We start from the raw sequence: 21,190 nt of genomic DNA, 5'->3' as shown, positions 1-21,190 counted from the left end.
CTTTCAGGGTACCTGCGTACTCCCGTGTTTTCAACCGCTGTCGGTTGCATCCGCGAAAATGTTGACGCTGCCGCGGCATCAAGTTGCTTTTTTTGAGAGGATTTTGCGGTATTCAGTAGCGTTTTTCGGGCAATGTCGACCGATGTCGGGCGTGTTCGGTCTCCATGCGCTCACTACTCAGGCGTTCCATCAGGTGACACAGGCAGTCCTGGCGAATGATGCGCTCCTCGGTTGTCAGCATGGCCGGCATCAGCGGCCTGCTGGTCACGATATCGCCATCACGGACCGAGAACCACTCGCCGGACACATCGTGACCATCATGAGTTACCGCTACCAGCGGCAGGCCCGAGTCTCCATTGACCCGGCCCAGGCGCGTACCGGGCGGCACTTCCTCGAAGTTGAGCCGGTCGAGGTCCGGGCGTAAGATCAGCGATGAACCGTCCGGAGCAAAGCTGAAGGAACGGTCAGGCGCGACGTTGACGGTTGCGATCATTTCGTAGAGTTCGAGATTCTCCGGAGATGGCGCCTGATCGGAAATCTGATCGAGGTTGAGAATGGTATCCAGGAAGGTCATGGCATGGTCAGTACCGTCGAGCCGGTGGGGCGGACCGCACTCCAGGGTGACCGCCGGGCAGAACTCGCCGAATGCCATGGATTGCACGCCCCGAGGACGCGTGAAATAGATGACGGTACGCGAGAACATGGAGGCCAGCCGCAAGGACTGCGGAGCGATGCGATTGACGGCAGCGTAGTGCGGGTTCTCTCCGCTGTTGTTGTGGATGTCGATGCTGGCCATGGGTCTGAGTTCGCGAACGTGCCGCGTGAGGTCGGCAAACATTCGGTGCCAGGGGGTGTCGCCGGCATCGGAGCCGGGCCAGCAGCGGTTGAAGTCGGGCTGGTCGGTCAGCTTGCGCTGCCGTCGCGAGGCCGCGCGTACATTGGCGATGAACAGGATCAGGCTGCGGGGCAGGGGGTCGCGCTGGTAGCGTCCCTTGAGCAGCCGGCGCACGGCGTCCCACCCGGAAACCTCGTTGCCGTGCTGGAGCACGGAGACAAAGACCGGCTGCGGACGCCGGCCCGACAGGTGGATCACGGTGGGCGCCTGGAGTCGGTTGTTGAGCTCGGTGGCGTGGCAGTCCAGCAGGCCGTCGGGCAGATGGTCAAGCATGACCGGCTGCATAGAATCTCCAGCAACGGAAAGCACAATAAACTACCCTGTCCCGGCGGGTCTGAAAAGGCCCGTGATTATCGAACTTGAATGCGGCGGCTGTTGTCCCCATTGCCATCCCGTTCCTGAAACGGCTGACACCAAAACGAAAACGAGGCTGAAACAAGGATGCTCAAGGCCAGTGAACTGACACGCCGCTTCGGTCCCCTGCTGGCGGTCGACCGGCTTTCCTTCGAGGTAGAGCCCGGTACGGTGCTCGGCTTTCTGGGTCCGAACGGGGCCGGAAAATCGACCACCATGAAGATGTTGACCGGCTTTCTCTCCCCCAGTTCAGGGACTGCCCGGGTTCTGGGGCACGATATCGTGCGCGAATCGGTGGCGGCCCGGCGGGTCATGGGCTATCTGCCCGAAGGCGCGCCGCTGTATGGCGAACTGACCGTCGGTCAGCTCCTGCGTTTTGCCGCCGAGGCTCGAGGCTTTCGTGGCGACGAGTGCCGTCAGCGCGTTGCCCGCTCGGTCGAGCGGCTGGAGCTGGGGAGTGTGCTCGGGCAGACCGTCGAGACCCTGTCGAAGGGTTTCAAGCGCCGGGTCGGGCTGGCCCAGGCCATCCTGCACGACCCGCCTGTGCTGGTGCTGGACGAACCCACCGACGGGCTGGACCCCAACCAGAAACACCAGGTCCGCGGCCTGATTCGCGAGATGTCACCTGATCGGATCATCATCATCTCGACCCATATCCTGGAAGAGGTTGATGCCCTGTGTTCACGTGCCATGATTATCGCCCGCGGTCAGCTGCTGGCCGATGACTCGCCACGCGGGCTGCTGGCCCAGTCGCGTTACCACAATGCCGTCAGCCTGGAGCTGGATGCGCTCGACCGGGCCGCCTCGCGTCTCGGAGAGTTGCCGGAAGCCCGTGAGGTCGAAGTGCGCCGTGGCCGACTGACGGTGTTCCCGTCCGGCCAGGGCAATCTTTTCCGGGCGGTGGGCCGTGTGATCGAGGATGAAGGCTGGCCGGTGCGCCATGTTCAGCTGGAGACCGGCCGGCTCGACGAAGTCTTTAGAACCATTACCCGCGAGGAGGCAGCATGAGCCCGGCAAACGTCATGGTCGTGCTGCGCCGTGAACTGGCCAGCTATTTCGCCACCCCGGTGGCCTACGTCTTCATCGTGATTTTCCTGGTTATGTCGGCGGCTTTCACCTTTTACCTGGGTGGGTTCTACGAGCGCGAGATCGCCGACCTCCAGCCTTTCTTCCAGTTTCATCCCTGGCTGTACCTGTTCCTGGTGCCGGCGGTCGGAATGCGACTCTGGGCCGAGGAGAGAAAGTTCGGAACCATCGAGCTGCTGCTGACGCTGCCGATTACCGCGACCGAGGCGGTGATCGGAAAATTCCTGGCGGCCTGGCTGTTCGTAGGCCTGGCGCTGGCCCTGACCTTTCCCATATGGATCACGGTCAACGTACTGGGTGATCCCGACAATGGGGTGATCGTGGCCGGGTACATCGGAAGCTGGCTGATGGCCGGCGGCTTTCTGGCCATCAGCAGTTGCCTGTCGGCCACCACGCGCAACCAGGTCGTTGCCTTTATCCTGGCGGTCGTGGTGTGCTTCGGCTTTCTGCTTTCAGGCTTGCCCATGGTGCTTGACCTGTTTCGCGGATGGCTGCCACAGCCACTGGTCGATGGTATTGCCAATCTCAGTTTCCTGATGCATTTCGATTCGATATCTCGCGGGGTGATCGACCTGCGCAACGTGGTTTATTTCATGCTCGTGATCGGCTTCTGGCTGGTTGCCAACCGTATCGTGCTGGAACTCAGGAAGGCGGACTGACATGAAGCATTTATACAGTGCAAGTGCCCTGCTGTTTCTCGCCCTGCTGTTTCTCGCCCTGACGCTGCTGTCGGGCGCGCTGCTCAAGGGAGCACGGCTGGACCTGACCGAGCAGCAGCTCTATACCCTCAGCCCGGGAACGATCAATCTGCTCGAAGCCATCGAGGAGCCGATCACGCTGGAGTTCTACTTCAGCGAAGGCAGCAGCAGCGATTTTCCCATGGTGCGCGATTACGCCCGTCGGGTTCAGGAGCTGCTCGACGAGATGGAGACTCGGTCGGGAGGGCAACTTCGGGTGCGCCGGATCGACCCGCGTCCGTTCTCCGAGGAGGAAGACCAGGCGGCACGGTACGGGCTGGAGGAAATCCCGGTCGGCACGGCCGGCGACAGCCTGTACCTCGGGCTGGTGGGAACCAACATGATTGACGGGCTGGAGGTTCTGCCCTTTCTGTCGCCTTCACGCGAAGCCACCCTGGAATACGAACTGGCACGCATGATCTACGTGCTCAGTCGGCCGGAGCGGCCGCGCGTGGGCTTGCTTAGCGGCCTGCCCATGGATGAACGCCTGGACATGCAGACCGGTCGGAGTCAGCCAGCCTGGGCGGTACGTGAGCAGATCGACGAGATGTTCGAGGTCGAAACGATCGAGCCTGTGGCCGATGGCTTGCCGCAGGATCTTGATGTGCTGGTCATCGTGCATCCGCCCGAACTCGATGAGGAACTGATGCGCGATATCGACCGGTTTGTGCTCGGGGGTGGCCGCTTGCTGGCGTTTGTCGATCCGTACTCCGAGTCCGATCCCGACCCCGAGCAGGGCGATCCTGCCGCCGCCATGGCCATGGAGCGTTCCTCGTCGCTTTATCCGCTGTTCGAGGCCTGGGGCCTGGAATTCGACCCGGATCGTTTCGTCGCCGATCTCGGGCAGGCCCTGCAGGTGTCCATGCAGAGTGGCCAGCGCCCGGTGCGCCACCCCGGCATCATCGGCGTGACCCGTGAGCACATGAGTAGCGAGGATGTGGTCACGGGGGAACTCGATGCGATCAACCTGGCCAGCCCGGGGGCCTTGTCTCTGGCCGAGGACAGTGCATTGACACTCAAGCCACTGATGCAGTCCAGCCCCAATGCCGGATTGATCGACGCCGAACGACTGCGGTTCCTGGAAGATCCCGGGAGTCTGATGGCCGAGGTGGCGGCGACCGGCGAACAGTATGTGCTGGCAGCACGACTGAGCGGGGAGGTTGACAGTGCCTTCGACGAACACCGCAATAGTCCTGGCCAGCTTGAAGCCATCGTCGTGGCCGATACCGACCTGCTGGCCGATCGTTACTGGGTGCAGCGACAACAGTTTTTCGGCACCAGTATCCTGGAGCCATTCGCGGGTAACGGCGATTTCGTCATCAATGCCATTGACAACCTGATGGGCAGTGCCGACCTGATCAGTGTGCGCAGTCGGGCGACTGCCGCGCGGCCTTTCACCCTGGTCGAGGCGCTGCGGCGAGAGGCCGAGCAGAACCTGCTGGCGACCGAGCAGCGACTGGAGGCGGAGCTTGCCGAAACCGAGGGTCGGCTGACCGAGTTGCAACAGGCGCGGGCGGATACCGATCTGAGTGTACTGACATCCGAGCAGGAAGCCGAGCTGGACCGCTTCATGGAACAGCGCATCGAGATTCGCCAGCAGTTGCGGCAAGTCCGTCGCGACCTCGATCGCGATATCGAAGCGCTGGGAGCGCGAGTCAAAGTGCTCAATATCGGATTGATGCCGGCCCTGGTTACCGTGCTGGCGCTTGTGCTGGCGTGGCGTCGGCGCCGGCGGGCAAAGCGTAGCGCGGAGGCGCAGCAATGAAGCCGGGAAGTGTTGTTGTTCTGGGCGTCATCGCTCTTGCGTTGCTGACGCTGGCCCTGATGATGGGGCGTGGTCCACAGCCGGTCGAAGTCGAAGACGACCGGGCGTTGCTGCCGGATTTGCGTACGCAGGTCAATGAAATCGATGCGCTGGAGATCATCGGGCCTGACGGCGAATACGTGGCCCGGCTGCATCGTGATGCCGAGCACTGGCGTGTGCGTGAGCGTGATGGCTTCCGCGCGGATTTTGCTCTCATTCAGTCATTGCTGCGCGATCTGCTTGAGGCGCGTCGCGTGGATGAGCGAACCAGCAACCCGGAATGGTATCCGCGGCTGGGCGTGGCCGATCCGGGTGAGGGCGGCGAAGGGGTTCTGATACGGTTTCCCGGTACCGGGTTGCCCGATGTCATTATCGGTATCCAGGATCAGTCGGGAACGGGCCGCTTTGCGCGGTTGGGAAACGAGGACAGGAGCTGGCTGATTGATCGCGACCCCGAGGTTCCGGCTGACCTTCGTGACTGGCTTGAACGTGCCGTGATGGATATTCCGGCCTCGGAGCTGGCCGAGATCACGTTGCGACATGATGATGGTGACACCGTGCGGTTGCGCTCGACCGACACCGAGGACCGTCGATGGGTATTGCTCAATGTTCCGGAAGACCAGGAGGTTCGACCGGAGTGGTATGTCAGCGAGCCGGCCACGAGCCTGACCGCTTTCGAGTTCGAAGATGTCCGTCGGCACGAATCGCTACCCGATGGCGCCACACGTGCGTTGTTCAGAACCGTGGACGGGCTCAATTTCCTGGCCAGCCTGTTCGAGGACGAATCCGGGCAGTGGGTGCATTTCAGTGTCAGTGCCGAAACCGCGGCGCTGGAGCCGGATGAGGCCGACGACGAGGCTACCGAACTGGCCGTTGATGCCGCGGCAGTTGACGCTCGCCTGTCCGGGTGGCAGTTCGCGATCGATGCCGACCGCTATGGCCGGATGACCCGGCGTCTCGAGGATTTTCTGATGGCCAAAGAAGAAGTGCACTGACTGCGGCTTACACGATATCAGGGCCAGACCAGCCCGACATGATCCGGTCGCGACGTGCATAGTTTCAACCGACCGGATTCGATCAGGTCGGGGATTGCCGGTGAAATTCTTTTTGGCAGGGGCTCGGGGCTGGATGGCTCGTTCCAGCAGACACCGACCCAGGCGTCGCGCCAGCTTTGCTTGGCGGCATACAGGCAGCGGTCGGCCACGTTGATGACTTCTTCCCAGTGGATGCGATCGGGATTGGCCGGGAACATGGGGTATTGGGCAAAGCCGATTGAACAGGTCAGATGAGTCCGCTCTCCCTGGCCAAGATCGAAGTCGTGCTCGGCCATGGTCTTGCGCAGGCGTTCGGCCATTGTGGGCGCGAAGTCGGCGTCGGTAAAGCGGGCGACGATCAGAAACTCCTCGCCGCCCCATCGGACCGCGGTGTCTGACTTGCGAATGCAGTGATTGAGTATCTGGCTCATCTGCTGCAACACTCGGTCACCGGCGGCGTGACCGTGAATGTCATTGACCTGCTTGAAGTGATCGATGTCGATCATCAGGAACAGCAGATCGGTGTTCTCGGCAACCCGGTCGCTGTCGTTGAGCTTGGCGTCCCGATACTGACGCTCGACCAGGGCGATGTCGGTCGGTGCCTGTTCTATCAGATAGCGACGGTTGCGCAGGCCGGTCAGGGGGTCGGTCAGGCTCTGCTCGGCCAGTGCTTCGTTGGCACGTGAGAGCTCTTTCGTCCGCTCTGCCACACGCTCCTCGAGGGTTTCCTTGGCTTCCTTGAGTGAAGCCAGGGCGCGCTTGCGCTCCAGGCTGCTGGCGATCTGGCTGGAGACAAAACGCAGCAGCTCAAGATCTTCTGTCCGGTAGATTCTGTCCTCACGGTAGCTCTGTACGGCCAGAAGTCCCAGGGTGCGACCTTCGCATTGTAGCGGCACGCCGATCCAGGCGTGAGCGTAAGGCCCGTGGATCTCGATCTTTCCGGTGTCGACCAGCTCCCTGATTTCGTCCTGCAGTAGCAAGACCCCACTGTCGGAATTTAGTGCATACTCGGTCAGGCCGGCGCCCAGAGATCTCTTCTTCTGAGACTTGAGGTACTTGTCTGCGTAGTAGCCAAATTCCAGTGCCGTGTCGTTGTCGACAAGCAGCGCAATAAAGAAGTTTTCGGCATAGATCAACTCACTGATTTCACGGTGGACCAGTTCGAAGAAGTCTTGTTCACCTCCGGTTTCGCCGGCCTGTTCGGCAATGTGATAGAGCGCCTTCTGCAGGTGCTCGTTGCGACGGCGCTGGTCCACCTCTTCCTTGAGCGCCTGGTTGGCTTCGGCCAGCTCGCGGGTTCGGGCCACGACCTCCCGTTCCAGATCGCGGCGCGTCTGGCGCCGCTGCAGCATGGTCAGGACATGGCTGGCAACGAAGCTCAGCAAGTTCTGGTCTTCGGCGCTATACAGGTTTTCCTGCTCATAGCTTTGCAGAACCAACATGCCCTTGACTTCGGTGCCGTCAAGCATGGGCACGCCCAGCCAATCGCGGGATTCTGCACCCAGTGTCTTGAGCGGTCCGGGCAAGGTGCGTTCGATTTCTTCAAGGGATCCGCGCAAGGGTTGGCCGTAGCGGATCACATACCAGGTCAGACTGCGAGAGATGCTTTCCAGAGGGATCTCCGCTGCGGTAATTCTGTCGGTACTGGCCTGGTCTCCGGGCTCACCATTTGGGTCGGAAAGATGAAGGTCCTGCGACAGGTCTCCAGGTTTGGTCGCTGAATCAGCAAAGTAGCGAAAGCGGACGGTATCTTTCTCATTGTTATAGAGAAAGATATAGAAATTTTCCGCATACATCAGATCGGAAATGATCTGGTGCAAGCGTTTGAGGATGTCATCCGTATCGAGTTCGGCGCCGGCTAGGTCGGAAATCCGGTAAAGGGCCTTCTGGATACGTTCGGCTTGCCGGAGTTCCTCGATGGTTTGTTCCAGCTGCTGGCTGTTGGAACCCTTGTCTGCAGGCATGAAGCGGAATCCAGTTCCTTGTGGATTGCAGTTTGTGTGCCGGGTCTGAGTCGAACGCCGGCATGCCATCGAGGCCACATCGGCCAGGCAATTTGGCCCTGCAGCCCTTGCGCGACAGTTTAGCAGCTTTTTGGTGCTTCGCAGGTGTCGTCTGGTAATCAGGATTCGAGCAGGCTGCCGTCAATCCCAGCGAAAATCGCGGACAATTCCTCGAGGAAGTCGGCCAGGGCCGTGGTTTTGCGCCATACCATGGCAATTCGCCGGCTGGGCCCCGGTGACGTGAATGGACGGGTGACGAGATTGGGCGTGGCCGCCACGGGCGGTTTGACCGCCAGCAGGGGCATCAGGGTAATCCCGGTGTTGGCCGCGACCATCTGGCGCAGGGTTTCCATGCTGGTGGCGTGAAAGTCCAGTTTCTCGTGCGCCCCGGCAAGCTGGCAGACTTCCAGGGCCTGGTCGCGCAGGCAGTGGCCATCCTCCAGTAGCAGAAGTTCCTCGTGTTGCAGTTCATCGAGGTCGATCTGCTTGCGTTCGGCCAGGCGATGGTGCTCGGGCATGGCCAGCAGAAATGGCTCTTCGAACAGCTCCCGCACCTGCAGTCCGTCATGATGGAGTGGCAGTGCAAGCAGGCCTGCATCGAGCCGGCCCTGGTCCAGCATTTCGAGGACGTCCTCGGTTTTTTCCTCGAACAGGCGCAGCGTCAGTCGTGGAAAGCGCTTGCGGATGCAGGGCACGACATGCGGCAGCAGATACGGCGCCAGGGTCGGGAAAATGCCAATGCGCACGGTTCCGCTGTGAGGATCGCGCGAGCGCCGCGCGATGGCCCGCATTGCCTCTACCTCGCTGAGAATGCCGCGGGCGCGTTCGACCACCTCCTCGCCCACCGCGGTCAGCATGACCTGGCGCGGATTGCGTTCGACCAGCTGAACACCCAACTCTTCCTCGAGCTTGCGAATCTGTGTGCTGAGCGTTGGCTGGCTGACGTGACAGCGTTCGGCGGCACGCGAGAAATGGCGCAGTTCAGCCAGCGCAACCAGGTACTGGATGGCGCGAATATTCATGGTAGCTGCTCTTCCGAAATTTGCTGCCACGGTCGGATGTGGACCCGTGGGCCTTGGTCTGGCCTGGACTCGGGCTGTTGCGGGCACTCAGCATGCCCGGCGCGTCGCTGCCCGTCATAGCCACTCTGGATGGTAATGATATAGAAAATCTATTTGAAGTGGGGGGCGGTCGTCCTCACCTGTTTGGGCTGGCGCACGGGGCCCGTGCGTCGTGTACGTGCTCAATCAGTTTACGAACCAACACACATAAGACAGGAGAACAGACAAAATGTTGACGATTGGTGACAAGTTCCCCAATTACAAGCTGAAGGCCGCCGTTGGCACCGACATCGAGTCGGCCTTTACCGAAATCGAGAACACCACCTACGAAGGCAAGTGGCAGCTGGTGTTCTTCTACCCCAAGGATTTCACCTTCGTCTGCCCGACCGAGATCAAGGCATTCAGCGACCTGTCGGACGAGTTTGCCGATCGCGACTGCCAGGTCCTGGCCGCCAGCACTGATACCGAGTTCGTGCACCTGGCCTGGCGCCAGCACCATGAGGACCTGAAGGACCTGCAGATTCCCATGCTGGCCGACGTCAAGCGTGAGCTCAGCTCCGCGCTGGGCATTCTTCATCCGGAAGAAGGCGTGGCTACCCGGGCGACCTTCCTGGTCGATCCGCAGGGCATTATCCGTCACGTTTCCGTGACTGACATGAGCGTGGGCCGCAACCCGAAGGAAGTGCTGCGCATCCTCGACGCGCTGCAGACCGACGAGCTGTGCCCGTGCAACTGGCAGCCGGGTGACGACGTGCTCAAGGCCGCCTGAGGCAGGTCTTGATAGCGACCATGCGGGAGCACTCTCGCTCCCGCATGCTTTATTCCCAGGGGTTTAGTCAGATTCAGGAGGCACAGCATGAACATCGATCACATCAAGCAGCGAATTCCGGATTACGCCCGGGATCTTCGAATCAATATCGGCAATGTGCTCGACCCGGAGCGTTCCGAGGGCCTGAGCGCCGAGCAGATTTATGCCACGGCCGTGGCCACCGCGCGCGCCAGCCGCAACCCCGGACTGATCGCCGCCATCGAAAGCGAGGCGTCGAAGCATCTGGATGATGCCTGGCTCAACGCCGCGCGAGCCGCGGCCGCGATCATGGGAATGAATAATATCTATTACCGGTTTGTTCACCTGGCCTCCAACGATGAATACGGCAAACTGCCGGCGCGTCTGCGTATGTCGGTCATCGGCAATCCGGGCATCGACAAGGCTGACTTCGAGCTGATGTCGCTGGCGGTCTCCGCCATCAATGGTTGTGGCATGTGCATTGACAGTCATGAGCGCGTTCTCAAGCAGGCCGGTGTGTCATCCGAAGCGATTCAGCATTCGGTGCGCATCGCCTCGGTGCTGCATGCTGTTGCCGCCGTGATGGATGCCGAGCAGGCGGTCGACATGGAAGCCGCTGCCTGAGCTTTGCCGAAAAGACCCTCCATCGGTTGAAGTTGCCCCAAACCTCGACCGTTTTTTGACCCCGCTTCGGCGGGGTTCTTTTTTCGGGTTCGAATAGTCGCCGACAGCCTGCCGCCATACGCTCAGCTCTCGTATACTTGCGCCCATGACAGAGCATGCTTCCAGAACCGAACAATCCCGCACCCGCATCACCAAGCTGGTGTTTCCGCAGGACACCAACCCCATCGGCACGCTGTACGGGGGGACTGCGCTGCAGTGGATGGACGAAGCCGCGTTTCTTGCCGCCACACGGTACGCGCGTTGCCAGGTGGTCACGGTGTCCATGGGACGTGTGGATTTCAAGGTCTCGATACCCGAGGGCGCCATTGTCGAACTGGTCGGTGAAGTCGTCAGGGTGGGTCGCAGCTCGATGACCGTCAACGTGAAGATCCTGAAAGAAGACACGCGGGCCAGCACCCAGGAGCTGGCCATTGAGGGCAGTCTGGTCATGGTCGCCGTGGACGAAAATCTCAGGCCGATTCCGCTGCCCGGGCAATCCTGAAGCTTCAGGCACCTGGCCGCTGTTGTTCCGAAGTCTGTTCAAGCCGCTCGATTGTTTCCTTCAACTTCACGGCCAGATTGTCGCCCTGTGCGATTACGTCACCCCCAACCAGAACGGCGCAGTCGTTGCCCAGGCGTTGGGCGGTATCCGGTGCTTCGGCCAGGGTCTTGCCGCCGCCCAGGCAGGGCAGGGTCGGATGCAACGGTCCCAACGGCTGGGTCAGGGTATGACAGGTTGCCGCTTCGTCATCGTCGTGACGGGACTGGATTCTGCCGCCGCGCCCGGGAAAAATACTGATATCGGCACCCGCCGCGCGCACCAGCGTACCCAGCAGGACTGCAGAGCTGACGCCGGTGTCTTCCGGCTCGGTCAGGCTGCCGGCCAGGGCCGGATGGGCCAGCCACATCAGGCCATGCTCGCGCGCCCGAGTCGCGGCCGTTTCCAGGCCCAAGACCCAGGGACACATGACCACGCCGCCCAGTCCCAGCCGTGCCACGTATTCCAGTTGGCGTTCCAGGTGGCTGCCGCTGCCGGCGACGTGGGGCAGGTACAGGCAAGCCCTTCCGGTTTTGTCCTGCGCCTTTTCAATGGCTTGAGCGCACAACATGACTCTGTCTCTGAATTGGTCCAGGTCGTGCTCGACCAGGTTCTGGTCGTCCTTGACCAGGTCGCCTCCGGCGCTGGCAAAAGCGCCGGCCAGTCCGGCCAGGGATTTCGGGGTGGAGCCGCGTGGCTTGAGAACGGTCATCAGCAAGGCGCGGCTTCGAATGCCGGTCCAGGAGCGGACACCGGGCAGACCGGCCATCGGGCCGGGCAGGGTGCAGAGCAGCTCTGGCGGCAGCTCCAGTCCGGCCAGGCGGATGCGTGGGTAGAAAGAGACATTGCCATGAACCAGGTGCAGCAGCTGCCCGACCTGCTGGCTGGCCAGTTCGACCGGGTAGCCGATGATCAGGCGCCAGCGCTGTTCGTCAGTGGGCTCGACGGCCAGAACCCGGCCCAGCAGTCGGCGGGCGATGTCGTCCGGGATCAGTGATCGGGTCAGTTCCAGGCTTTGTTCGCGGGCGATGTTCTCGGCCAGCAATTCCGGATCGCGATCCGGTCGGGTGGCCATGTAGGTGGCCTTGATGAGGGGGCTTGCCATGGCTTGTGTAAGGAGTCCTTGTGCAGACAGCATGCAACGGGTTCGGCCAGAACGCTTACAATATCGGGCTTTGTGAATCGTGTGAACCTTTCCGATGGCCGAAACCAAGCGAGTGCTGACCGGAATTACCACCACCGGAACCCCCCATCTGGGCAACTATGTCGGTGCTATCAAGCCAGCGATTGCCGCCAGCCGGGACCCCGGTATTGATTCGTTCTATTTCCTCGCCGACTACCACGCCCTGGTCAAGTGCGAGGATCCCGAGCGGGTGCGCCGCTCGACTTTGGAAATTGCTGCCACCTGGCTTGCGCTGGGCCTGGATACCAGCCGGTCGCTGTTCTATCGCCAGTCCGATATTCCGGAGATTCCCGAACTGACCTGGTTGCTGACCTGTGTCACGGCCAAGGGTCTGATGAATCGGGCGCATGCCTACAAGGCCGCCGTCGACGAGAATGCGAAAACCGGAGAGGACGCGGACTACGGCATCACCATGGGGTTGTTCTGCTACCCGGTCCTGATGGCCGCCGATATTCTCATGTTCAACGCCCAGCGCGTGCCGGTGGGCAAGGACCAGGTCCAGCACCTGGAAATGGCACGCGATATCGCCCAGCGCTTCAATCATCGCTACGGTGAGCACTTTGCATTGCCGGAAGCCGAGGTCGACGACTTTGTCGCCACGCTGCCGGGAACCGATGGCCGCAAGATGTCGAAGAGCTACGACAACACCATTCCCCTGTGGCTGCCGGAGAAGAAGCTGCGCAAGGCCATCATGAAGATCAAGACCAATTCCCAGGAACCCGGCGAACCCAAGGATCCCGACAGCGCGGCGGTGTATTCGGTCTATTCGGCTTTTGCCAGTCCGGCACAGCGCGAACAGATGCGACAGGCCTTTGCCGACGGTATTGCCTGGGGCGAGGTCAAGCAGCAGTTGTTCGAGCTCATCAACGGCGAGCTGGCCGGGCCCAGAGAACGCTACGAGGCCCTGATCAACAACCCGGACAAGGTGGAGAAAGAGCTCGAGCAGGGAGCGGAACGGGCCAGGGCGCTGTCGCGGCCCTTTATCGCCGAGCTGCGTGAGGCCGTGGGTATCCGGCGCCTGGGATGAGCCGGTTGGTGGACTGGACAGCGCCCGCACTGACGGTGGCCGGCGGCGATGTATTCCCGGCCCGTCACGTCTGGTGCGTTGGCCGCAATTATGCCGAGCACGCCCGGGAAATGAACGCCGAGCCCGGCAACCCGATTTTCTTCAGCAAGCCGGCAACGGCCCTGGTCAATGACGAAACCATTGATTACCCGCCCGATACCTCCGCGCTGCATCACGAGGTGGAACTGGTGGTGGTGCTGGGGCGGGGTGGGCGCCGGCTCGGTCCCGAGGCCTGTCTCGAGTGCATCGCCGGCTATGCCGTTGGCGTTGATCTGACCCGGCGCGATGTGCAGTCACGGGCCAAGCAGGCCGGACACCCCTGGGAAGCCAGCAAGGGCTTTGATCAGTCGGCGCCGCTGGGTGCCATTGTGCCGGCCGAACGCTGGTCGCCGGATGCGGCCACGCCCATCGAGCTTCAGGTCAACGGTCAAGTGCGCCAGCAGGCCTGTCTGGGCGACATGATCTGGCCGGTGGGCGCGCTGCTGTCGCGGCTCTCCGAAACGTTTTCACTGCAGGCCGGTGACGTCATTTTCACCGGCACTCCGGCAGGTGTCGGGGCGCTTGAGCCCGGAGACCATGTGACCGCCTCCATTGGCAACCTGCCTCAGCTGTCATTCGGTATTTCACCGGAGCAATAGCCATGCAGGATGGTGGCATTCAGTTGCTCACGATCGTCCTGGTGGCTGTCGGCAGCGCGCTGGGCGGAATGGCCCGCCACATGGTCGGCGTAGTCATGGATCGAGTGCTGCCCGCTCGCATTCCCGGCGGCACATTGCTGGTCAATCTAAGCGGCTGCCTGGTCGTCGGTTTGTTGGCCGCGCCGCTTGTGCTACTGGAATCCGCTCCGGCCTCAAGCCTGTCGGTCTGGCTGGTGACCGGCTTTCTGGGAAGCTACACCACGGTGTCGGCGTTCAGTCTTCAGGTGCTGCTGATGGTGCGCGAGGGGCGGCCAGGTCGAGCCGCGATCTACGTGGGAGTTTCACTGATTGGTTGTCTGGCCTTGGCCGCAATCGGTCTCTGGATCGGACGACAACTGTTTTTATGAGTGAACCATGCTGAAACGGGAAGACGGGGTGCTGACCTTGCTGGTTGGGCTGGGCAGCCTGATCGGCGGTACGCTGCGCTACCTGCTGATTCTGCCGTTTCCGGCCGTCCAGGACGGTGCCTGGCCCTGGCCGACCCTGCTGGCCAACGCCATCGGCTGCATGGTGATCGGTGCCTGTATGGCCCTGGTGCATGCCCAGTCAGGCATGGTGGCCACCCCGAGGATGCAGGCGGCCGTGATGGGCGGGTTCTGTGGAGGATTGACAACCTTCTCGATCTTCAGTCTGGAAACACTGGTCATGTTCGACCAAGGCCGCCCCTTGTTCATGCTGGCTTGCGTTTCTTTTTCACTGGCCACCTGGATGCTGGCCGTCTGGGCGGGCTTTGAGTTGACCCGCCGAACCGTCCAACGATGCAAGGAATATGAATGATGGAGACACAGATACTGGTCGATATTCTCATTCTGCTGCCGGTGACCGGGTTCCTGCTGTGGCTGTTCTGGTTGACGGCGCCTGCAGGGCGCTCTTCGAGTCTGCGTCGACTGGATTGTCTGCTGGCCCTGGCAGCCTGCGGTGTCGCCGCTGCCGTTTTTTTCGCTCTGCACGGCTGGCTGGACATCGAGGGCATGGACCGGAGTATGATTGTGGTGGCTGTTTCCTATCTGAGTTTCATCGCCTCGATGGGATTGAGCTGGCTGGTTCGATGGCGCCTGGGCACGGGTTCCGGTGATTGATTTCGTGCCTGACGCCCTGAATAGAGGAGACGAGTTCCCTTGAGTGCCGAGCAGTCTCGATCGATCGATGACCTGCTGCAGTTTCTCAAGTCAGCGGGCATGGAGGGATTGATCAATCCGGCCGTGGCCCGGGCCCGGCGCAATGCCATTGCCCAGTTGTCGGCCGAGCTGACTGAGCGGGAGCGCGCGGATGTGTCCAGCATCGATGTCGATGACCTGGCCTCGCGTTTTCACAAGCTCGAAGGAGCCAGCATCCGGGTCGAAACCCTGTCGCTCTACGCCGAGCGCTTCCGGATGGCATTGACCGACTTTCTGTCCTGGCTGGATGACCCGGCGGCATTTTCCAGTGTCGGGGGAGAGCGCAAGCGGGCCATCACCCGCGGAACCCTCAGCCGTGAGCAGGAAGTGGCCGAACGCATCACCCTTGAGGCCAGCGACAACCAGGCCCGCCTGGTGCCGATTCCGCTGCGTCCGGACCTGACAGTGCATGTGGCTAATCTGCCCATCGACCTGACCGAGGCCGAGGCCGAACGGGTAGTCCGCGTGGTGCGCGCTTACGCCAGCAAAGCGACATCCGAGGACAACACGGGGCAGGGCGGGTGAGTCGGCTGCTCATACTCGGCCTGATGGTGATCTTTGCCGTCGCCGGCAGCAGCTTGTGGCTGTATTTCATTTTCAGTTCGGCGGAGACTGCCTTCCGCGAGGAGCTGGTGCCGGAACTGGTTGTTTTCTGCGTCGAGGCCTTCGTGCTGGTCGGTCTGCTCGGCCTGATTCAGCGCTACCTGGAAAATCGGCGTCGGCGGCAGATGTGGCTGAGCCTGAGAGGCGCCTTCAGGGATCTGCTGTCGCTGCTGGACGTGGCGCTGCTCGAACCCAATGCCGAGCCGACTTCCTCGCGCGAACTGGAGTCCGACCCGCGGGTGATTGCTCGGCTACTGGATGAACTGGCCGCCAAGCATCCGGACCTTCAAAGCCTGCAGGCTTTGAAGCTGGAAGGGCAGGAATCGTTGCCGCTCACGCGCAGCCTGGTGGGTGTGGCAGCCCAGCTTTCGGCGACCCACATGAACTGGTGGATCGCCATCGTGGACAGTATCCATCGACTGGCCGCAGCCACCGATCGGGTGACCATCGAGGCCAGCGTGCATGAAATGCTGATCAATATCCGGGAGTTCGACCGTCTCGACCTGCGTACCTGACTTCAACCCCGGCCCCGGGTACGGGTCTTGTTCTTCCTGGCGTTCTTTTCCATGAAGCCGACGATCATTCCGGCCACGTCCTTGCCGGTTGCGGTCTCGATCCCTTCCAGGCCGGGAGAGGAATTGACCTCCATGACCAGTGGTCCGTGATTGGAGCGCAGCAGGTCGACACCGGCCACGTTGAGACCCATGATCCGGGCCGCGCGTACGGCGGTGGAGCGCTCCTCCGGTGTGATCTTGATCAGTGAGGCCGTTCCCCCACGATGCAGGTTGGAGCGGAATTCCCCGGGCTTGGCCTGCCGCTTGATGGCGGCGACGACCTTCTCGCCGACCACGAAACAGCGGATGTCGGCGCCCCCGGCCTCCTTGATGTACTCCTGCACCATGATGGATACGTTCAGGCCCATGAAGGCCTCGAGCACGCTTTCTGCCGCCTTGCGGGTCTCGCACAGCACCACGCCGATGCCCTGGGTGCCTTCCAGCAACTTGACGACCAGTGGTGCGCCGCCAACCATCTCGATGACATCACCGATATCGGCCGCAGCCCGGCAAAAACCGGTCACCGGCATGCCGATGCCCTTGCGGGCGAGCAGTTGCAGTGATCTCAGCTTGTCGCGAGAGCGGGTCACCGCCACCGACTCGTTGAGCGGGAAGGTGCCCATCATCTCGAACTGTCGCAAGACAGCGGTTCCGTAAAAGGTGATCGAGGCACCAATACGGGGGATGACCGCATCGAAAGCATCAAGCTGGTGTCCCCGGTAGTGAATGGTCGGGCGATGCGAGGCAATGTTCATGTAGCAGCGCAGGGTATCGACCACCTCGACTTCATGTCCCCGCTCACGGGCCGCCTCCATCAGGCGACGGGTCGAGTAGATCTTGCGGCTGCGCGAAAGAATGGCGATTCGCATGTCGGCTTTCTGGCCCCGTGTGATTCAGTCGAGTCGTGGCTTGCCTTGCAAGAACGTTCTGGCCGGGTAGACCAGGGCATGGTTCTCCATGGCCGTTCGCCCCAGCAGCATACGATATCGCATTCGCTCGCGATTGGTCAGCGTAATGTCGACATCCCAGCGCGAATGTCCGATGACCAGGGGTGTGCGAATGGTAAATCGCTTCTCCAGTTCACCCGATGTGTTGCGTATGCGCCGTACCGCCAGCAGGTCGGCTTGGCATTGTTGCCAGCGGTCGGGCTGGGGGTGACCGAGGTGTACCTGAAATGACACCCGGCGCTGCCCATCGTCGTGCGGGATCAGTTCGATATTGCTGGCGTGCAGGGCACAGGACTTGGCGCCGGTGTCCACCCGTGCCCGCAGCCGGGTAATACCCAGCTCGGGCAGGGCAACCCACTCGCAGGCGCCGATGATCATGTTGGGCGCGATATGGGGGTTCATTGGCCGTGTGACGGACAGCGCACAGGTCGGCTGGCGGGCATTCGGTTCGTGGCGGAGCCTGCTGTGCAGGCCCCGCACGAATGCAATGCCAGGTTCGACGATCCGGCCTTCATGGTTTTACTCGGCCTTGGACAGATCGTCGAGCATGGCCTTGAGGAAGCGAGCGGCCTCGCCCCCGGTGCAGGCACGATGATCGAATGTCAGCGACAAGGGAATCATCTTGTGAACCTCCACGCCACCGAGTACCGGCACCACTTCGTGACGCAGGGCGCCGGCGGCGACAATGGCCACGCAGGGCGGGGTAATAACCGGCGTGGCGTAGCGACCGGCGAACTTGCCGAAGTTCGACAGGATGATGGTGTAATCCTTGAGGTCCTCCGGCGGAATGGAGCGATTCTGAACATTCTCTCGCAAGCGGTTGATTTCGCCACGAAGTCCGGCCTTGTCAGACTGGTTCACATCGCGCAGTGCGGCCACGAACAGTCCATCCGGGGTGTCGACGGCCATACCGACGTGCATGTTCTTGTGCACGATACGCATTTCCTGCTGGCCATCGAACCAGGCATTCAGGCCCGGTTCGGCGCTGGCGCCGGCCCACAGGGCCCGCAGCAGGCGAACGGTGATGTCCTCGCCCGCCTTCCAGCCCTGGATGTCGGCATCGTCCATCAATGTGGTCGGAACGACCGAGCGATGGGACTCGCTCATCACCCGGGCCATGGTGCGACGGGTACCGCGAACCGGTTCCCAGTCGCCGCTGGCCGTCGTCTCGCGTGGCGCAGGTTCCGGGCTGGCCTCGGTTTTCTGTTGCTGCGGCTGAGGGGCAGGCTGCGGCTGGGGGGAAGGGGCCGGCTGCGCCGGCGCTTCCGGCTTGCTGCCGCCTCCGGCCGGTGCACTGCCATCCTCGGCCGCCTTGCGCACGTCGGCTGCCGTCACAACCCCGTCGGCGCCGCTGGCCTGAACGGCCGCCAGGTCCACCTTGAGCTTGCGCGCCAGGGCGCGCACGGCCGGGGTCACCTTGACGCCGCCAACGGTGGAGGTGCGCTCGCGCAGCACTTCCCCGCCGGCCTGCATCTTGCCGACCACGGTGCCGGAATCTTCGCGATCGCCCTGGTCGCTTTTCTCTTCAGTGGATCCGGCGTCGTCTGCGGCCTGCGTTTCGGTTGCCGGCGGTTCGGTCTGGGTGGTGGCTTCGGCGCCAGCATCCCCTTCGACCTGGAACTCGGCCAGCGGGGCCCCGGTCTTGATGACATCGCCGGGGCCACCGTGAAACTTGGCGACCTTGCCGGTAAACGGGCTGGGGACTTCGACCACGGCCTTGGCCGTTTCCATCGACACCAGCGGCTGATCGACCGTGACCTCGTCTCCCTCAGAGACCAGCCACTCGACAATTTCGGCGTCCGGCAGTCCCTCGCCGAGATCGGGCAGATTGAAAACCTTCATGAAACCTCCAGAACCTGTTGAACGGCATGCACGATGCGCTTGACGCTCGGCATGTACTTCATCTCGTTGCGATACAGCGGCATCACGACATCATAGCCGCAGACCCGCTTGACCGGTGCGTGCAGGTGCCAGACACCGGCATCGGCCAGTCCGGCGGCGATCTCGCTGGCGACACTGCAGTGTCGCGGTGCTTCCTGGACAATCACGCAGCGTCCGGTGCGCTCGACCGATTCGATGATGGTCTCCATGTCCAGCGGACTGATGGTGGCCACATCGATGACTTCGACGCTGACGCCCTGGGCTTCGAGCTCGTCGGCGGCCTGCATGGTTTCCTTGATCATCGCGCCCCAGGTGACCAGGGTGACGTCATTGCCATCGCGCAGCGTGTAGCAGACATCCAGCGGCAGTTCCTCGCCATCGTCGACCACTTCTTCCTTCTGCCAGCGGTAGATTCGCTTCGGCTCCATGAAGATCACCGGATCGGGGTCGCGGATGGCCGCCAGCATCAGACCGTAGGCGCGCGAGGGCGATGAAGGGATGACCACCCGGATGCCCGGCATGTGGGCGTACAGCGCCTCGGGGCTTTCGGAGTGATGTTCTGGCGCGTGAATGCCGCCGCCGGAAGGAAAGCGCAGCACCATGGGGCAGCTCAGGCGGCCCCGCGTACGATTCCGAAGCCGACCGGCGTGGCACATGATGTGGTCGATCATGGGCATGGTGAAACCGCAGAACTGGGCCTCGGCCACCGGCTTCATGCCCTGGGCTGCCATGCCCACGGTGGTGCCGGCGATCATGACCTCGGCCAGTGGCGTGTCGATGACGCGGTCGTCGCCAAAGCGCTGATGCAGGCCGGCAGTGGCCCGGAAGACCCCGCCGTTGACGCCGACATCCTCACCCAGAACGACCACGGATTCGTCTTCCTCCATGGCCCGTGCAAGCGCCATGGTGACGCCTTCAATGAGTGTGATCTCTGCCATCAGTGATGTCCTCCGTCTTCCGGGAAGCGCTGTGCATACTCGCGTTGTTCGGCCAGGTCGTGCGGCAGCTCGGCAAACATGTAGTCGAACATGGCCGTGACGCCCTCGGGGTGATTCTCGACCTGCTCGACATACTCGTCGGCAGCCTGCTGTACCCAGCGGCTGCACTCTTCGAGCAGTTCGGCTTCACGCTCCTCGTCCCAGGCACCCTGGTCGATCAGATAGGCCTTGAGGCGCTTGACCGGCTCCTTGTCCCAGGCATCATCGACTTCGTCAGACGGACGGTAGCGCCGGGCATCGTCGGCAGTCGTGTGGTCGCTGAGCCGATAGGTCATCATCTCGATGACGAATGACCCCTTGCCCGAGCGGGCTGCGTTCACGGCCTTTTCCATGGCCCACAGGCAGGCGATCAGGTCGTTGCCGTCCACCTGGATGCTGGGCAGGCCGCCGGCAATGCCTTTCTGGGCCAGCGTGGCGGCAGTGTTCTGCTTGCTGCGCGGCACGGAAATGGCCCACTGGTTGTTGACGATGACCAGCACCAGCGGCAGCTTCCAGGCGCTGCCGGCGTTGATGGCTTCGAGAAAATCGCCTTTCGACGAGCCACCATCACCAACCACCGAAACGGCCACGCGCTCTTCCTTGCGCAGCTTGTAGGCCAGCGCGGCCCCGGCGGCGTGGAGGCACTGCGTGGCAATCGGAACACACCAGGAGAAGTCGTGGGCAGGGCCGGAGAAATTGTTTCCGCGCTCGTCCCCGCCCCAGTACATCAGGACCTCCGACATCTTGACCCCGCGACAGAACTGCGCACCGTATTCGCGGTACATCGGGGCAAAGCAGTCCTCCTCGCGCATGGCGGCTCCGATGGCCACATGCGCGGCCTCGTGACCCAGGCAGGAGGCGTAGGTGCCGAGCTTGCCGGTGCGTTGCAGAGCCACGGCCTTCTTGTCGAAGGTGCGGGTCAGTACCATGAGTTTGTACAGTTCGACCAGGCGGTCGTGGTCACGGGCCAGGGCAGGTATCTGCTGGTCCTCCACGAGCTTGCCATCTGGCTTCAGGAACTGGAAGTAATCCACCTTGAAGGCGGCGACCGTCTGCGCCATGTTGACTCCTCAGCTTGAAAGATTCTTGTCGGATCCCGGCGCCGGGAGAGCTCCCGTGCGCGTCGAGGCGGGCCCGTATTATACGCGCCCGCGCAGGGTTA

Annotated in this window: 23 protein-coding genes; 14 read left to right on the top strand and 9 right to left on the bottom strand. The window is 62.2% G+C overall.

Annotated elements, in window-relative coordinates; translation table 11 throughout:
• Positions 1-112: 112 nt before the first annotated feature.
• Complete coding sequence (locus IC757_RS09620; protein ID WP_190974104.1) at positions 113-1,168, bottom strand: M14 family metallopeptidase; 1,056 nt, start codon at positions 1,166-1,168, stop codon at positions 113-115.
• Between the two features lie 168 nt (positions 1,169-1,336).
• Between IC757_RS09620 and IC757_RS09615 the strand changes: the two genes are divergently transcribed.
• Genes IC757_RS09615 through IC757_RS09600 form a run of 4 tightly spaced genes read left to right on the top strand, consistent with a single transcriptional unit; the run spans position 1,337 to position 5,871 of the window.
• Positions 1,337-2,257 (top strand): ABC transporter ATP-binding protein, encoded by a 921-nt coding sequence (locus IC757_RS09615; RefSeq protein ID WP_190974103.1) that lies wholly within the window; start codon positions 1,337-1,339, stop codon positions 2,255-2,257.
• The gene (locus IC757_RS09610; protein WP_190974102.1) at positions 2,254-2,994 is read left to right on the top strand and encodes an ABC transporter permease subunit; all 741 of its coding nucleotides are present in this window, start codon (positions 2,254-2,256) and stop codon (positions 2,992-2,994) included. The genes IC757_RS09615 and IC757_RS09610 overlap by 4 nt, the downstream gene beginning before the upstream one ends.
• A gap of 1 nt (position 2,995) precedes the next feature.
• Entirely contained in the window at positions 2,996-4,837 is a 1,842-nt protein-coding gene (locus IC757_RS09605) for a GldG family protein (protein WP_190974101.1), read from the top strand.
• The gene (locus IC757_RS09600) at positions 4,834-5,871 is read left to right on the top strand and encodes a DUF4340 domain-containing protein (RefSeq protein ID WP_190974100.1); all 1,038 of its coding nucleotides are present in this window, start codon (positions 4,834-4,836) and stop codon (positions 5,869-5,871) included. The genes IC757_RS09605 and IC757_RS09600 overlap by 4 nt, the downstream gene beginning before the upstream one ends.
• A 17-nt stretch (positions 5,872-5,888) precedes the next feature.
• Here the strand turns inward: IC757_RS09600 and IC757_RS09595 are convergent, their stop codons facing one another.
• Together IC757_RS09595 and IC757_RS09590 are read right to left on the bottom strand one after the other, a co-directional pair.
• The gene (locus tag IC757_RS09595; protein WP_190974099.1) at positions 5,889-7,874 is read right to left on the bottom strand and encodes a sensor domain-containing diguanylate cyclase; all 1,986 of its coding nucleotides are present in this window, start codon (positions 7,872-7,874) and stop codon (positions 5,889-5,891) included.
• Positions 7,875-8,032: 158 nt separating this feature from the next.
• Complete coding sequence (locus IC757_RS09590; protein ID WP_190974098.1) at positions 8,033-8,935, bottom strand: LysR substrate-binding domain-containing protein; 903 nt, start codon at positions 8,933-8,935, stop codon at positions 8,033-8,035.
• A gap of 268 nt (positions 8,936-9,203) precedes the next feature.
• On the opposite strand from IC757_RS09590, the gene IC757_RS09585 reads away from it, so the two are divergent.
• The 3 genes from IC757_RS09585 to IC757_RS09575 all read left to right on the top strand — a co-directional run bounded on the left by IC757_RS09585 (position 9,204) and on the right by IC757_RS09575 (position 10,926).
• Complete coding sequence (locus IC757_RS09585; protein WP_190974097.1) at positions 9,204-9,743, top strand: peroxiredoxin; 540 nt, start codon at positions 9,204-9,206, stop codon at positions 9,741-9,743.
• An 87-nt stretch (positions 9,744-9,830) separates the two neighbouring features.
• A complete protein-coding gene (locus IC757_RS09580) occupies positions 9,831-10,385 on the top strand; it encodes a carboxymuconolactone decarboxylase family protein (protein WP_190974096.1) in 555 nt (184 codons plus the stop codon).
• A gap of 145 nt (positions 10,386-10,530) precedes the next feature.
• Complete coding sequence (locus tag IC757_RS09575) at positions 10,531-10,926, top strand: acyl-CoA thioesterase (protein ID WP_190974095.1); 396 nt, start codon at positions 10,531-10,533, stop codon at positions 10,924-10,926.
• Positions 10,927-10,930: 4 nt separating this feature from the next.
• Here the strand turns inward: IC757_RS09575 and IC757_RS09570 are convergent, their stop codons facing one another.
• On the bottom strand, positions 10,931-12,067 hold the full coding sequence (locus tag IC757_RS09570; protein ID WP_190974094.1) for a RuBisCO large subunit C-terminal-like domain-containing protein: 1,137 nt from the start codon (positions 12,065-12,067) through the stop codon (positions 10,931-10,933).
• A gap of 94 nt (positions 12,068-12,161) precedes the next feature.
• Here IC757_RS09570 and IC757_RS09565 point away from each other — a divergent pair, with 94 nt between their 5' ends.
• Genes IC757_RS09565 through IC757_RS09535 form a run of 7 tightly spaced genes read left to right on the top strand, consistent with a single transcriptional unit; the run spans position 12,162 to position 16,184 of the window.
• The gene (locus IC757_RS09565; RefSeq protein ID WP_190974093.1) at positions 12,162-13,172 is read left to right on the top strand and encodes a tryptophan--tRNA ligase; all 1,011 of its coding nucleotides are present in this window, start codon (positions 12,162-12,164) and stop codon (positions 13,170-13,172) included.
• Complete coding sequence (locus IC757_RS09560; protein WP_190974092.1) at positions 13,169-13,849, top strand: fumarylacetoacetate hydrolase family protein; 681 nt, start codon at positions 13,169-13,171, stop codon at positions 13,847-13,849. The genes IC757_RS09565 and IC757_RS09560 overlap by 4 nt, the downstream gene beginning before the upstream one ends.
• A gap of 2 nt (positions 13,850-13,851) precedes the next feature.
• On the top strand, positions 13,852-14,256 hold the full coding sequence (gene crcB, locus IC757_RS09555) for a fluoride efflux transporter CrcB (RefSeq protein WP_190974091.1): 405 nt from the start codon (positions 13,852-13,854) through the stop codon (positions 14,254-14,256).
• A gap of 7 nt (positions 14,257-14,263) precedes the next feature.
• Positions 14,264-14,686, top strand: a complete 423-nt coding sequence (locus tag IC757_RS09550; RefSeq protein WP_190974090.1) for a fluoride efflux transporter FluC — start codon at positions 14,264-14,266, stop codon at positions 14,684-14,686.
• Complete coding sequence (locus tag IC757_RS09545) at positions 14,683-14,988, top strand: hypothetical protein (RefSeq protein ID WP_190974089.1); 306 nt, start codon at positions 14,683-14,685, stop codon at positions 14,986-14,988. Before IC757_RS09550 ends, IC757_RS09545 begins: the two co-directional genes overlap by 4 nt.
• Positions 14,989-15,027: 39 nt before the next feature.
• On the top strand, positions 15,028-15,591 hold the full coding sequence (locus IC757_RS09540; protein ID WP_190974088.1) for a hypothetical protein: 564 nt from the start codon (positions 15,028-15,030) through the stop codon (positions 15,589-15,591).
• Positions 15,588-16,184 carry a hypothetical protein gene (locus tag IC757_RS09535; RefSeq protein ID WP_190974087.1) on the top strand — a complete coding sequence of 199 codons (597 nt, stop codon included), beginning with the start codon at positions 15,588-15,590 and terminating at the stop codon, positions 16,182-16,184. Before IC757_RS09540 ends, IC757_RS09535 begins: the two co-directional genes overlap by 4 nt.
• Before the next feature lie 2 nt (positions 16,185-16,186).
• On the opposite strand, the gene rimK is transcribed toward IC757_RS09535, so the two are convergent.
• The 5 genes from rimK to pdhA form a co-directional block, all read right to left on the bottom strand.
• Positions 16,187-17,092 (bottom strand): 30S ribosomal protein S6--L-glutamate ligase, encoded by a 906-nt coding sequence (rimK, locus tag IC757_RS09530; protein ID WP_190974086.1) that lies wholly within the window; start codon positions 17,090-17,092, stop codon positions 16,187-16,189.
• A gap of 24 nt (positions 17,093-17,116) precedes the next feature.
• A complete protein-coding gene (locus tag IC757_RS09525; RefSeq protein ID WP_190974085.1) occupies positions 17,117-17,572 on the bottom strand; it encodes an ATP-dependent zinc protease in 456 nt (151 codons plus the stop codon).
• Between the two features lie 117 nt (positions 17,573-17,689).
• Positions 17,690-19,012 carry a dihydrolipoamide acetyltransferase family protein gene (locus IC757_RS09520; RefSeq protein ID WP_190974084.1) on the bottom strand — a complete coding sequence of 441 codons (1,323 nt, stop codon included), beginning with the start codon at positions 19,010-19,012 and terminating at the stop codon, positions 17,690-17,692.
• A complete protein-coding gene (locus IC757_RS09515) occupies positions 19,009-19,989 on the bottom strand; it encodes an alpha-ketoacid dehydrogenase subunit beta (protein WP_190974083.1) in 981 nt (326 codons plus the stop codon). The genes IC757_RS09520 and IC757_RS09515 overlap by 4 nt, the downstream gene beginning before the upstream one ends.
• Positions 19,989-21,089: a pyruvate dehydrogenase (acetyl-transferring) E1 component subunit alpha gene (pdhA, locus tag IC757_RS09510; protein ID WP_190974082.1), complete on the bottom strand. Its 1,101-nt coding sequence runs from the start codon at positions 21,087-21,089 to the stop codon at positions 19,989-19,991. Before pdhA ends, IC757_RS09515 begins: the two co-directional genes overlap by 1 nt.
• Positions 21,090-21,190: the final 101 nt, after the last annotated feature.

It is taken from the genome of Wenzhouxiangella sp. AB-CW3, assembly GCF_014725735.1.
In the GTDB taxonomy this organism is placed as follows: Bacteria; Pseudomonadota; Gammaproteobacteria; order Xanthomonadales; family Wenzhouxiangellaceae; genus Wenzhouxiangella.
The sequence above is the reverse complement of the archived record's forward strand: the minus strand, read 5'-3'. Positions and strand labels throughout refer to the sequence as shown.